Origin of the sequence: Bradyrhizobium sp. Tv2a-2 (assembly GCF_000472425.1) — a bacterium.
Taxonomy (GTDB): domain Bacteria; phylum Pseudomonadota; class Alphaproteobacteria; order Rhizobiales; family Xanthobacteraceae; genus Bradyrhizobium.
In genome coordinates this window covers 41,534-54,686 of the sequence record NZ_AXAI01000015.1, presented here as the reverse complement: position 1 = coordinate 54,686, position 13,153 = coordinate 41,534, and the positions used below count along the sequence as shown (strand labels likewise).

General features: G+C 64.5%; 12 protein-coding genes. 7 read left to right on the top strand and 5 right to left on the bottom strand.

What is annotated here, in order from left to right; translation table 11 throughout:
- Positions 1-42: 42 nt before the first annotated feature.
- Positions 43-465 (top strand): hypothetical protein, encoded by a 423-nt coding sequence (locus A3AI_RS0128015; protein ID WP_024518764.1) that lies wholly within the window; start codon positions 43-45, stop codon positions 463-465.
- Between the two features lie 115 nt (positions 466-580).
- A complete protein-coding gene (locus A3AI_RS0128010) occupies positions 581-877 on the top strand; it encodes a hypothetical protein (RefSeq protein WP_051382516.1) in 297 nt (98 codons plus the stop codon).
- A 134-nt stretch (positions 878-1,011) separates the two neighbouring features.
- Here the strand turns inward: A3AI_RS0128010 and A3AI_RS0128005 are convergent, their stop codons facing one another.
- A complete protein-coding gene (locus A3AI_RS0128005; RefSeq protein ID WP_024518762.1) occupies positions 1,012-3,288 on the bottom strand; it encodes a ComEC/Rec2 family competence protein in 2,277 nt (758 codons plus the stop codon).
- Between the two features lie 401 nt (positions 3,289-3,689).
- Here A3AI_RS0128005 and A3AI_RS0128000 point away from each other — a divergent pair, with 401 nt between their 5' ends.
- Positions 3,690-4,046 carry a hypothetical protein gene (locus A3AI_RS0128000; protein ID WP_024518761.1) on the top strand — a complete coding sequence of 119 codons (357 nt, stop codon included), beginning with the start codon at positions 3,690-3,692 and terminating at the stop codon, positions 4,044-4,046.
- Positions 4,047-4,172: 126 nt separating this feature from the next.
- A complete protein-coding gene (locus A3AI_RS43525; protein ID WP_024518760.1) occupies positions 4,173-4,664 on the top strand; it encodes a hypothetical protein in 492 nt (163 codons plus the stop codon).
- A 154-nt stretch (positions 4,665-4,818) separates the two neighbouring features.
- Here the strand turns inward: A3AI_RS43525 and A3AI_RS0127990 are convergent, their stop codons facing one another.
- A complete protein-coding gene (locus A3AI_RS0127990) occupies positions 4,819-4,998 on the bottom strand; it encodes a hypothetical protein (RefSeq protein WP_024518759.1) in 180 nt (59 codons plus the stop codon).
- Positions 4,999-5,102: 104 nt separating this feature from the next.
- Positions 5,103-6,794, bottom strand: a complete 1,692-nt coding sequence (locus A3AI_RS0127985) for a glutamine--tRNA ligase/YqeY domain fusion protein (RefSeq protein ID WP_024518758.1) — start codon at positions 6,792-6,794, stop codon at positions 5,103-5,105.
- 172 nt (positions 6,795-6,966) lie between these two features.
- On the opposite strand from A3AI_RS0127985, the gene gltX reads away from it, so the two are divergent.
- From gltX to bla, 3 genes are all read left to right on the top strand, one after another.
- Positions 6,967-8,391: a glutamate--tRNA ligase gene (gene gltX / locus A3AI_RS0127980; RefSeq protein WP_024518757.1), complete on the top strand. Its 1,425-nt coding sequence runs from the start codon at positions 6,967-6,969 to the stop codon at positions 8,389-8,391.
- A gap of 160 nt (positions 8,392-8,551) precedes the next feature.
- On the top strand, positions 8,552-9,853 hold the full coding sequence (gltA, locus tag A3AI_RS0127975) for a citrate synthase (protein WP_024518756.1): 1,302 nt from the start codon (positions 8,552-8,554) through the stop codon (positions 9,851-9,853).
- A 157-nt stretch (positions 9,854-10,010) separates the two neighbouring features.
- Entirely contained in the window at positions 10,011-10,901 is an 891-nt protein-coding gene (gene bla / locus A3AI_RS0127970) for a class A beta-lactamase (RefSeq protein WP_024518755.1), read from the top strand.
- Positions 10,902-11,101: 200 nt separating this feature from the next.
- On the opposite strand, the gene lpxB is transcribed toward bla, so the two are convergent.
- Together lpxB and A3AI_RS0127960 are read right to left on the bottom strand one after the other, a co-directional pair.
- The gene (gene lpxB / locus A3AI_RS0127965; protein WP_036049830.1) at positions 11,102-12,295 is read right to left on the bottom strand and encodes a lipid-A-disaccharide synthase; all 1,194 of its coding nucleotides are present in this window, start codon (positions 12,293-12,295) and stop codon (positions 11,102-11,104) included.
- The gene (locus A3AI_RS0127960; protein ID WP_502685772.1) at positions 12,292-13,152 is read right to left on the bottom strand and encodes an LpxI family protein; all 861 of its coding nucleotides are present in this window, start codon (positions 13,150-13,152) and stop codon (positions 12,292-12,294) included. Before A3AI_RS0127960 ends, lpxB begins: the two co-directional genes overlap by 4 nt.
- Position 13,153: the final 1 nt, after the last annotated feature.

Here is a 13,153-nt window from a genome sequence, read left to right as displayed (position 1 = left end):
TGGCTATCGCAATTGGACTATCTCAAAGCGAGGAGCAATCCGATGTGTGACTACAGCCTGCATGCCGTGGCGTCGCGTCCCGCCCAGGTCGGCGAAACGCTGATCACCACGACATTCCGCGGCACCTCGACCCGCGGTTTTGCATCAGAGAGCGATCCAACGGTCGCGGTCTGCATGCTGCCCGGCACCGAGCTCGCCTTCGCCGACAACGTCAGATATGACAACCGCTGGATCTGGACCCGCACGGTCAACTTCCGTGTCGGGAAGTTCAACACCATCGACACGCACGTTCCGGATCGTCACCACGACGCGATCGAATTTCCGGATGGAAGCCATGTGCTGGTGACCCTGCTCTGCGAAGGGCAGCGCGTGACGGTGCTGCAATTGCCGGTCACGCATCCTGCAAGCACGCCGGCGCATTCGGCGGAAGCGGCGACCACGACACGGCGGCTGCCGGTCGGCTGAGATTTGCTTTGCGCAGTCGATGGTCCCGCCGGCAATGTCCGGCGGCGCCGTCGCCTGTGACGTTGCGTGCAGTTGCTCAAGTGGCGTCGGCGTGAGCTAAGGGGCAGGCTTGGCAGTGCTCAACAAGATCACGTGGCAGAAGGCTGGGCGCGTTGCGCAGCCCGGCCGTTACATGTTCACCTTCGGCTGGCTCACGGTCACCGCCGAAGATCTGCGCGTTTGGGAGCAGTTTCCGGACGCCGCCTTCACGCTGGTGCGGCAGCCCAAGACACACGATGCAGGCTGTTCGCAAGACAGCTCGCAAGACAACCAGGACGGCGATGGCGTCGCGGACGAATTCCATCTCGGCGCCTTCGAGATACCCCTCGCAAATTCCGCGAGGTCCCCCCCGAGTCCGCATGGCGAGGCGTGAGCGGTAGGTCGGCCCGCCGGTCGCTGAGCGATCCCGATCGCTGCTCCAGCGGCCCACCGCCGTCACCGGCCCAAGTGCTTGCGAGAGCAAGCCGCAATGGGTTGCGAGCCTTGCTTCCTGCAAACGGCCGGCCGTCAATCGTCAGGCTGCAGGTCGCTTTCGGACGGCGTTACATCCTTGCGGCGCGCGGCTTGTAGGCGTGACAAGGTCGCAGCATCGGTTGCATCCTCGCCCGAGGCCGGGGCCCAGGGCCGGTCGAAGCCCGGTGGCTTCGCCGCCTCCACATCGAAGCCGTCGGCCTTGCGTCGCAGCGTGAGCGCGCCTTGCCGGCGCAGCCGGTCGCGGTCAATCACAGCGGCCGGGCAATCGCGCGGCGCCTGGCGAGCGCTGACAATGAGCGCGGCGCGGTCGCAGTCATCCAAGATCGCCTCCGCGCTGTTTGCGTGCGTCACCAGCCCGCCGTCGGCGAGCGCCGCCACGCAACCCTGATCGTCGCAGGAGACGCCGCTTGCGAGCGAAGCCTCGCCCGGCAGGCGTGCGTCCGCATCGGCGGCGAGCCATTCCTTGACCAGAAAGACATCCTTCCCTGTCTGCATCAGATGCAGATGGCCGTCGCGGCCACGCACCGCGACGCTGCGGCCGTCTGCGGAAATCAGCACCTCGGGCTGCGCCACCGTCAGCGCCCAGACCACAGCGAGCACAAGCGCCGCAGCGCCCGACCAGCGCAGCGGCGTGCGCAACAGGCCCATCACGATGATGCCGATGGACGCCGTGATCAACGGCCCCGTGCCGAACGCCGCCATGCGGCCGACCGCGCCCGGAAGGGCCGCGACCCATCTCGTCACCGCAATCATCCAGTCGATGCCGATCCCCATCAGCCACCAGAACACGCCGTCGAGGCCGAACGGCATCGCCGCAAGCCCGAACAGGCCGGCCGGCATCACCAGCACCGACACCACCGGCATCGCCGCGAGATTGGCCAGCACGCCATAGGGCGTGACCCGATGGAAGTGGAAGGCAGCATAGGGCGTGGTCGCAAGGCCTGCGACCAGCGAAGCCAGCACCAGCATCGATATCTCCCGGCCGCCCCACAGCGCGATGCGTGTCGCGGCGGAACTGTCGGGCGTCGCAAACAAGCGCGGCATACCGAGTTGCACCAGCGCAACGAGCCCAAGGGTTGCCGCAAACGACATCTGGAAGCTCGGGTGCACCAGTGCTTCGGGTGCAAGCGAAAGCACGATGAGGGCGGCGACCGCAAGCGTGCGAAAGGTGACGGCGCGGCGGTCGACGATGACGGCAATCAAGACCACTGCCGTCATCAAGAACGAACGCTGGGTCGCGACTTCGGCGCCCGACAGCAACAGATAGAACGCTGCGGCGAGCAGTGCTGCAGCCGCCGACCATTTCTTTATCGGGAAGCCCACCGTCAGGCTGGGGATCAGCGCAAGCAGCGCGCGCACGGCAAAGAACACGACGCCGGCGACGACAGCCATGTGATAGCCGGAGATCGACAGGACATGGCCGAGGCCGGAGATGAACATCGCATCGTTGACGGGCTCGGTGATGGCATCGCGCCGCCCGGTGAGCAGCGCGGTCGCAATCGCCCGCTCATCGCCGTCAAGGCGCGTGCGGATGCGCCGGTCGATGGCGTCGCGCAGGCCCTGCATGATTGTTGCATAGCGCAGGCCGAGCCCGCCGCTCCCGGCCGGCTCTGCCACCGTGATCGCGCCAATCGCAAAGCCGGAGGCGCCGATGCCCTGGAAGAACAGGTCGCGCGCGAAATCGTAAGACCCTGGCCGCAACGGAGGCAGCGGTGGCATCAGCCGCGCCTTCAGGCTGACAAAACTGCCGACATCGGGCGCGGTGCCCTTGCGCACGGAGAGCCGCACGCGGTCGAGCCTGATGTCGCCACGTGGCAGTTGAATGTCGGTCACGCGCAGCACGAAACGGTCGGTGCGCTCGCGAATGTCACGCGTCTCGACAAAACCTGACAGCGACACATCGTAAAGCGGACGGGTGAGGACAATGTGGGCGAGGCGCGCCGTCCTGATCGTCCCGGTGGCAAAGCCGGCGGCGGCGGCCGCCGCAAGCACCAGAGCGGGAAAGTATCTTTGCCGCCGCAGCAGAAAAGCCGCCATGCAAAGCCCAACGGCGAGCGGCACCGCCGCCAAAAGCGCCGGCTCGTGGTCCGCCGCAAAATAGACCGCGATCCCACCGCCGAACGCCACCGGCACCCAGGGAAAGAGCCGCCCCGCCCCTGCTTCCGCCCGCGCCCAGCCCTTCAGCCTGGCGACGAGAGCGGCGGTCCAGACATCGAAGCCGGCAGGAGCAAAGCCCCCGGCCTGCATGGCGCCGCGCGGCGGCCACGTGCCTGCGATCTCGCGCACCCTGCCCCCGCCCCGCCCCACCATCGAACGCCACTTTGAATACAAGCTGTGCGTCGATGCTACCTGAAGCAGGCAATACCCAGATACCGGAACAAAATGAGAATCAGTAGGAGGCTCGGGACTTCGGTGCGGTGCCGGGTTCCACGATGAAAGAAAAATTGATGATGGAAAACCTAAAAGATGACTTGATTTCCGTGCCTACTTGATTCGTGTCAATTTGTTCGAGTGAGGGTGATGACTGATCAGCAATTGACCCTTCAAATTATATGCGTAGCTCAATCCATATTTGAGGAATGTCGCCGGCCCCAATCGCAGAATATTAGCGAGCTCATCAGCGACAGGCTGTTGGCGGCGGTTCGCGAACCGCCCGATCCGGTGGCCGCTGTAAGTCGATTGCAGCAGCGAAGCAGTCTTGAGTGCTTCCGATGACGAAGCACCTTCCCCCCACCGTTCTGGCGGTCTGCATTACGACATCCTCATTGATTTGGATGATGCCCACCGCGCAGGCGAAGCAGCAGTGCGCCGCGGCCCCCTCAAACCAGCACGGGTACTGGTCCTGGCGCATCATCGATGGACGCAAATGCTGGTACGAAGGCAAGCCCATGCTTTCGAAGTCGTTGCTGCAATGGCCCGCACGGATTGCAGCACAGCCGGATTCCAGCAGGGAGCTCGCAAGCGCTGTCAAAGAGAAGCCTGAAGATCCATTGGATTCACAGGCGTGGGCGCCGGCCGCCTCGGATACCTTCGATGCCTTATGGCGCGCCAGGATCGAACGGCATTGAGCATTGGCGACATGCCGGTCAGCCACTGCTCATGGTGAACCAACTCTTAACTCGGGACTGCTATCGTTTGCCGTGTTCAGGCGGTGACCGCCCGATGAGACGGGAGCAAACGACGTGCCCCTTGAGATGCTGACATATGCCGAACTGGGCGAAAGGCTCAAAATCTCGCCCGAAGCCGCACGGGCGCTGGTGAAGCGACATCGATTGCCGCGCTCTCGTTCCAACGACGGCAAAACACTGGTCCAGGTCGACCTCACGGAAATCAATCATTCTCCGGTCGCTCGGTCGCCACAAATACCGGCCGCTCAACAGGCGGTCACAACCCTCAAGCAAAAAATCGAGACGTTGCAGACCGAGCTGATCGAGATGGAGGCTACGGCCCGCGGCCATCGGGCCGACTTTGAAAGAGAGTGCGAGCGCACGAACAAGCTCCTCGCCGAACTGCTCAAGTCGAGCGTGGAAACGCTGGCAGCCCGGGAGAGATTGGCCCTGGTCGAAGGAAAGCTTTCGATACTGACGCAGCCTTGGCGGCGCCGGCTGGTCGATGCCTTCACCCTTTGCCTGCCGCAAGCTGCCACGACAGTGCGCGAGAGACGGCTTGGCCGAAAGGCTGCCTAGTCCGGGCAGCACGAACGCAAGGGTGCCCGACCGGTCACCGGGCGGCCTAAAGCGCGATGAGGTTTGGTTGCATCGTCATCGCGCTTTAGGTCTTTGATTGAGCATGATCTTTTCGGAAAACCGCTGCACACTTTTCCGGATCATGCTTTAGGCCTTACGCCCTGAACGTATCAGCAGGGACCGGTAGTCGCGTCACGGGGTTCTCAACCGGCCGCTCGGATCTGGCCTTGGGCGGGTTGGCGGCGTGCTTGCGGCGGGCCTTTTCCGACGCATCGGCGCCGGCATAGGCTGTGGCCAGCATGGCTGCGACCACGAGGATGGCGAGCTTGCGCATCTCAAATCTCCTGCTGACACCGCCGGGCTCGAAGCCGGATCTCGGCTAGTCCCACTCCCGGCGCTATGCCGTGATCCAGATCACGCCAGCGCCGGCGGACAACCTTACCCCTTGCCCCCGACTTCTTTCGCAAAGGTGTCGCGCAAGCCGATGGTTCGGTTCAACACCAGCTTCGCCGGCGTCGAATCCTGGTCGCGCACGAAGTAGCCCTGCCGCTCGAACTGCATGGGCGCGTCCGAATTTCCTTGCGCGATCGCCGGCTCGATCCGCGCGTCGCTCAACACCTCCAGCGACTCCGGATTGATGTCGGCGGCGAAATTCGCGGCATCCGGATTGGGCTTGGCAAAGAGCTGGTTATAGAGGCGGATCTCGGCAGGCAGCGACTGCACGGCGGGCAGCCAATGCAGGGTAGCCTTGACCTTGCGGCCATCGGGGGCGTTGCCGCCCTTCGTCGCCGGATCGTAGGTGCAGCGCAGTTCCACCACCTCGCCCGATGCGTCCTTGATCGCCTCCCGGCACTTGATGAAATAGGCGTAGCGCAGCCGTACCTCGGCTCCGGGCGACAGGCGAAAGAATTTCTTCGGGGGATTCTCCATGAAATCCTCGCGCTCGACATAGAGCTCGCGGCCGAATGCGATGCGGCGCGTGCCCTTCGAAGGATCGTCGGGATGGTTGACCGCCTCCAGCTCCTCCGTCTGCCCTTCGGGATAGTTCTCGATCACGACCTTGAGCGGACGCAGCACCGCCATGCGGCGGAGCGACGTGCGGTTGAGCTCCTCGCGGATGCAGAACTCGAGCATGCCGACATCGACCACGCTGTTGGCCTTGGCCACGCCGATGCGCTTGATGAAGCTGCGGATCGCCGCCGGCGGCACGCCGCGCCGCTTCAAGCCGGCAATGGTCGGCATGCGCGGGTCGTCCCAGCCCGAGACATGGCCGTCGCGCACCAGCATGGTCAGCACGCGCTTCGACAGCAGCGTGTAGGTCAGGTTGAGCCGCGCGAATTCGTACTGATGCGGATGCGCCGGCACCGGGAGCTTGTCCAGGAACCAGTCATAGAGCGGCCGGTGATCCTCGAACTCCAGCGTGCAGACCGAATGCGTGATGCCTTCGATGGCATCCGACTGGCCGTGCGCATAATCGTAGCTCGGATAGATCGACCATTTATCGCCGGTACGGGGATGCGTCGCATGCAGGATGCGGTACATCACGGGGTCGCGCAGGTTGATGTTCGGCGAGGCCATGTCGATCTTGGCGCGCAGCACCCGGGTGCCGTTCGGAAACTCGCCTGCCTTCATGCGGCGAAACAGGTCGAGATTCTCCTTTGCCGAGCGATCGCGGAACGGCGAGTTCTTGCCCGGCTCGGTCAGCGTGCCGCGATTGACACGGATCTGTTCATGCGTCTGGTCGTCGACATAAGCGAGCCCCGCCTGGATCATGCCTTCCGCCCACTCGTAGAGCCGGTCGAAATAGTCGGAGGCGTAGAACAGGTTGGTGCCCCAGTCGAAGCCGAGCCAGCGCACATCGGCCTGGATGGAATCGATATATTCCTGCTCCTCCTTGGTCGGATTGGTGTCGTCGAAGCGCAGATTGCACTGACCGGCAAACTCCTGCGCAATGCCGAAGTTGAGCGCGATCGACTTGGCATGGCCGATGTGCAGGTAGCCGTTCGGCTCCGGCGGGAACCGGGTCACGATCCGCTTGTATGTCTGGGCAGCGAGATCGGCCTGGACGATATCGCGAATGAAGTCGCTGCCCACCTCTGCCGTATCCGCGGTCGCCGGTTCAAGAGCCATTCTGTCGTCCTTAAGGAAGCGGAAAATCCGCGCCCGTTCTGCCAAATTCGTCGGGATGAGCCAATAGCGCATCCGGGGGCGCAAAACGAATCCGCCCCCTCAACCAACCCTTTAGTTATGCACCGTTCCTGCTATACACCACCGCCCCTGCAGCCCACGACCTCGTTTCCTCATGACCAATTCCGTCGTCACCCGCTTCGCCCCCTCGCCCACCGGCTTCCTCCACATCGGAGGGGCGCGGACCGCGCTGTTCAACTGGCTCTATGCCCGCAAGCACGGCGGCAAGATGCTGCTGCGAATCGAGGACACTGACCGCGAGCGTTCCACCGAAGCGGCCATCGCTGCCATCCTGGACGGGCTGAAATGGCTGGAGCTCGATTGGGACGGCGAGGTCATCTACCAGTTCAGCCGCGCCGCGCGCCACCGCGAGGTGGCGGAGCAGCTCCTCGCTGCGGGCCGCGCCTACCGCTGCTACGCGACGCCGGAAGAGCTGCAGACGATGCGCGACAAGGCCCGCGCGGAGGGCCGCACCCGGCTTTATGACGGCATGTGGCGGGACCGCGATCCGGCCGAGGCGCCGGCCGGCACGAAGCCGACCATCCGCCTGCGCGCGCCGCTGACCGGTGAGACCGTGATCGAGGACCAAGTGCAGGGCCGCGTGGTCTGGCAGAACGAGAACCTCGATGACCTCGTGCTGTTGCGCGGCGACGGCACACCGACCTACATGCTGGCGGTCGTGGTGGACGACCACGACATGGACGTCACCCACATCATCCGGGGCGACGACCACCTGATCAACGCCGCGCGCCAGAAGCAGATCTACGATGCGATGGAGTGGGCGATCCCGAGCATGTCGCACATCCCGCTCATCCACGGGCCCGACGGCTCAAAATTGAGCAAGCGCCACGGCGCGCTTGGGGTCGATGCCTACCGCGCCATGGGATATCTGCCGGCGGCACTGCGCAATTACCTGGTGCGGCTCGGCTGGAGCCATGGCGACCAGGAGATCTTCTCCACCGAGGAGATGATTGCCGCCTTCGACCTCGCAGGCGTCGGCCGCTCGGCCGCACGCTTCGATTTCGCCAAGCTGGAAAACCTCAACGGCTATTACATTCGCCATGCCGACGACGCTGCGCTGGTCAGGATGTTCGAGGCCGTGCTTGACCACGCGCCCCAAGGCGCCGAGCTCAAGCCCAAGCTGAACGACGTGACCCGCGCCCAGCTCTTGGCAGCCATGCCGAGCCTGAAGGAGCGTGCCAAGACCCTGCTCGAACTGATCGACGGCGCCAATTTCATTTTCGCCGACCGGCCGCTTACGATCGAGCCGAAGGCGCTAGCCTTGTTGACGCCGGAGACCCGCGTGCTGGTCGGCCGGCTGCACGCGGCGCTGGAAAGCGTCGCTCCCTGGACGCAGGAGACCACGGAAGCGGCGATGCGGGCCTTTGCCGAGGCCAATGGGCTCAAGCTTGGCGCCGTCGCCCAGCCGCTGCGCGTCGCTTTGACCGGCAAGACCACCTCGCCCGGTATATTTGAGGTCCTTTCGGTGCTGGGACGGGCGGAATCGCTGCAAAGACTGGCCGATCAGGCCTCAACTTAAGTCGGGCGTTACCCCTTGAAGCGCCTATCTTGCAGCGCACATAGCAATAAGATACCCATTTCCCGAGCGCTCCTGGAATAACCGGCTGACGCCCGCCTCTCACCTAGTCCGGACAGGCTTAGCCGGCCGGCTTTCACAACGATTTCATCGGGGACTCACGATGGACGCATCCAACACAAAAACTGCAACGCTGACGGTCGGCAACAAGACCTACGATCTCCCGATTCAGAGCGGCACTGTCGGTCCTGACGTGATCGACATCGGCAAGCTCTATGGCCAATCCGGCCTCTTCACCTACGATCCGGGCTTCACCTCGACCGCGAGCTGCCAGTCCAAGATCACCTATATCGACGGCGATGCCGGCGTTCTCGAATACCGCGGTTATCCGATCGAGCAACTCGCCGAGCACGGCGACTTCCTGGAGACGTGCTATCTCCTGCTCTATGGGCAGCTGCCGACCGCGGCGCAGAAGAAGGATTTTGATTTCCGCGTCACCCACCACACTATGGTGCACGAGCAGATGGCCCGCTTCTTCCAGGGCTTCCGCCGCGACGCGCATCCAATGGCGGTGATGGTGGCCTCGGTCGGCGCACTCGCCGCTTTCTACCACGACTCCACCGACATCAACGATCCGCAGCAACGCATGATCGCCTCGATGCGGATGATCGCGAAGATCCCGACGCTCGCTGCGATGGCCTACAAATATTCGGTCGGCCAGCCCTTCGTGTATCCGAAGAACTCGCTGAAGTTCGCCGAAAACTTCCTCAACATGTGCTTCGCGGTGCCCTGCGAGGAATACAAGGTCAGCCCGGTGCTTGCGGATGCGCTGGAGAAGATCTTCATCCTGCACGCCGACCACGAGCAGAACGCCTCGACCTCGACGGTGCGTATCGCCGGCTCCTCGGGCGCGAACCCGTTCGCCTGCATCGCCGCCGGCATCGCCTGCCTGTGGGGGCCGGCGCATGGCGGCGCCAACGAGGCGGCGCTCAACATGCTCTACCAGATCGGCAGGGTCGAAAACATTCCGGACTTCATCAAGAAGGTGAAGGACAAGAACTCCGAAGTGCGTTTGATGGGCTTCGGCCACCGCGTCTACAAGAACTACGATCCGCGCGCCAAGATCATGCAGAAGATGTGTCATGCCGTCTTGAAGGAGACCGGCCATGGCGACGATCCAATACTCAAGGTCGCGCTCGAGCTCGAGAAGATCGCGCTGTCCGATCAGTACTTCATCGAGCGCAAGCTGTATCCGAACGTCGACTTCTATTCGGGCATCACGCTGAAGGCGATGGGTTTCCCGACCTCGATGTTCACCGTGCTGTTCGCGGTCGCGCGCACCGTCGGCTGGATCAGCCAGTGGAGCGAGATGATCGAGGACCCGCAGCAGAAGATCGGCCGTCCGCGCCAACTCTACACCGGCCCGACCCGCCGCGACTACATTCCGATCGACAAGCGCAAGTAAGACGCACGTCGTTCAGTTTTGCAGCTGCAGCTCCCGTCCGAGGCAACCGTCTCGGACGGGATTCTTGTTGGTGCGATCGGATGTCGCGCTGTGCGGGCCTGCCTCCATTGCGCCTCCATTGCTTGCCACCAAGCGCGCCCTGCAAAGGAGACCTGACATGCTGACCCGCCGCCGCTTCTCAACCGCCGCATTCGCAACCATCGCTGGCGCGTCGACCATCGGCTGGCACTCGTCGGCCTGGTCGTCGGACAACGGGCTCGGCGGCCTCGCAGAGGCCTTTGCCAGGGTCGAAGCCGATAGCGGCGGCCGACTCGGCGCAGGCGTGCTCGATACCGGAACCGGCGCGACGGCAGGCCATCGCCAGGACGAGCTGTTTCCGATGTGCAGCACCTTCAAATTTCTCTGTGTGGCCGCGATGCTTGCGCGTGTCGATGCCGGCAAGGAACAGCTCACGCGGCGCATCCCCGTCACGTCGGCCGATCTCCTGGACTACGCGCCGGTAACGAAGCAGCACGCGGGCAACGACATGACGGTCGCGGAGCTGTGCGAGGCCGCAGTGATCCTGAGCGACAACACCGCCGCCAATCTCCTGCTTGCGAGCATGGGCGGACCATCGGCCATCACCCAATACGCCCGCGCCATCGGCGATTCCGTGACCCGACTCGATCGCACCGAGCCCGAACTCAACACGGCGGAAGCGGGTGATCCGCGCGACACCACGACGCCCGCGGCCATGGCGTGCAACCTGCAGACGCTCGCGCTCGGCGTGGCATTGCTTCCAGCCTCGCGGGACCAGCTGAACAAATGGCTGGTCGGCTGCAAGACCGGCGATGCCAGGCTGCGCGCCGGCCTGCCGAAGGACTGGCGCGTCGGCGACAAGACCGGTTCAGGTGCGCACGGCACCTCCAACGACATTGCCGTGATCTGGCCGGCTGGCCGCGCGCCGATCATGATCACAGCCTATCTGACGCAATGTCCGGCCGGCGACGACAAGCGCAACGCGGCGATTGCCGCGATCAGCAAGGCCGTGGCGAACGCGATCACCTAAAGCGCGATGAGATTTGGTTGGATCGTCGTCGCGCCTTAAAGCGTTTTCGAGCGAAGTGGACACCGGTTCGCGTGAAGAAAACGCGTCAAAACAAGAATCTAGAGCTTCGATTCTAATTCGATCAGAACCGCGAATGCTCTAGGTCTTTGATTGAGCATGATCTTTTCGGAAAACCGCTACACACTTTTCCGGATCATGCTTTAGATTGTTCGCCTGCCCTTGCGCATCGTGGCCAGCACGATGTCGGCGGCGCGCACGCTCGGTGGCTCCTTGCCGGTCGACATGATCGGGTCGATCTTCTGGAACGCCTCGACCTGCCGCCGGCGCTCCGGCGAGTCGGACAGAACGGTCCGCAACGCCCCCGCGAGGTTTTCCGGGGTGCAGTTCTGCTGCAGGAATTCCGGAATCACCGCCTCGCCGATCACCAGATTGGCGAGGATGACCGACTGCACCTTGATCGCGCGCCTGAGGATGAAAGCCTCCACTGCGCCCACCTTGTAGGCCGTGACCATCGGCACGCCGGAGATCGCAAGCTCGAGCGTCACCGTGCCGGACTTGGCGAGTGCTGCGCGCGCGCTTCGGAAGGCCGCGCGCTTTTCCGCCTCGCCCATCACGATGGTGGGCGCAACCGGCCAGTCCGCAATGCCCTCACGCACCGTGTCCAGAAGATGCGGCATGGTCGGCAGCATCAGCTCGAAGGCAACACCTTGTGCGCGCAACTGTCCGAGCGCAGCGCCGAACACCGCAAGATGATGCCGGACCTCGCTGCGGCGGCTGCCGGGCAAAACCAAGAGCACCGGCGGCTCACCGCTGCGGCGTGCCTGCTCGGTTGCGTTGGGCCTGAGGCTTGCGAGCTGCTCGGTCAGGGGATGGCCGACATAGCTGCAGGGCGGCCCCTGCAGCCGCTGATAGGCCGCAGGCTCGAATGGCAGCAGCGCCAGCACATGGTCGACATAGCGGCGCATGGCGCGTGCGCGCCCCTGCCGCCAGGCCCAGACCGACGGCGAGACATAGTCGACGATCGGAATGCTGGAGTCGCGCGCGCGCACCAGGCGGGCGACGCGATGGGTGAAGTCGGGGCTGTCGATGATCACCAGCACATCAGGCCCGGCCGCGAGCGCGGCCTCGGCTGTCTGCCGGATCAGCCGCAGGATCTTCGGCAACTGCTTGACCACCGCCGCCAGCCCGACGATCGACAGCTCCTCGATCGGAAACAGCGTGGCCAGGCCCTCCTTGGCCATGGCGCGGCCGCCGATGCCTTCGAACTCGACGGCATCGCCGAGGCGCTGGCGCAGCACCTTCATCAGCGCAGCGCCCAGCCGGTCGCCGGATTCCTCGGTGGCGATCAGAAAGATCCGCCGCCCGATCCGCCCTGGCGTGCGCGCGAGCATCATGCCGATACGCCTGCGACGAACAGGCCGGCCGCGGCGGCCCGCTCGATCATCGCCTGCGGTTCGGCAAGAAGCGCGTTGCCGGCGACCACCGCGATCCCGGCGAGCTTTGCTTTGGCCACACCCTCGACGGTGCGCGGGCCAATGGTCGGCAGGTCGAAGCGCAGATCCTGGCCGCGCTTCGGCGCCTTCACCAGCACGCCGCGACCTTCCCTGGCGCGGATGCGGCCCTGCTGGCGCAGACTTGCGATACGCGCGAGCAACCCGTCGGTGCCCTCGATGTCCTCCACGCCGACCACGTGGCGATCGATCACCACCACCGCCTGCCCGATGTCGAATGGGCTCAGCGCGGTGAGCACCTCGCGCGCGAGCGCAATATCGGCGCTCGCATCGGCATCGGGCACGGCTCGGGTGAGGCAGCCTTCGGGCGCAAGCAGATCGGGCGCGACATCTTTGATGCCGACCATGCGAAAACCTTCCCGCTCGAAAATGCGGCCGACGCCCGAGAGCAGATGATCGTCGCCGCCGCGGAAGGACGCCCAGACCTGGGGCAGCACGCGCAGGGTCGTCCAATCGAGCCTGATATCGGAGAGCGCCGGGCGGCCCAGCGTGCCGATGAAAACGAGGTCACGGCAGCCTTCGCTGCGCAGGAGTTTTGTCGCCCGCCCGATCTCGCCGACCGAGATCCAGTGATGGCGAAAGCGTCCAAGCCGCGCCGGATCGCAGACGCCGCGCAGCGCGAGCAACACCGGCGCGATGCCGCGCGCTGCGAGCGAATCCGCGACGGCAAACGGCATCACTCCGCCGCCCGCGATAATTCCGACGGGCGAGGAGACCTGCTCGGCGTGCACGGACGCCACG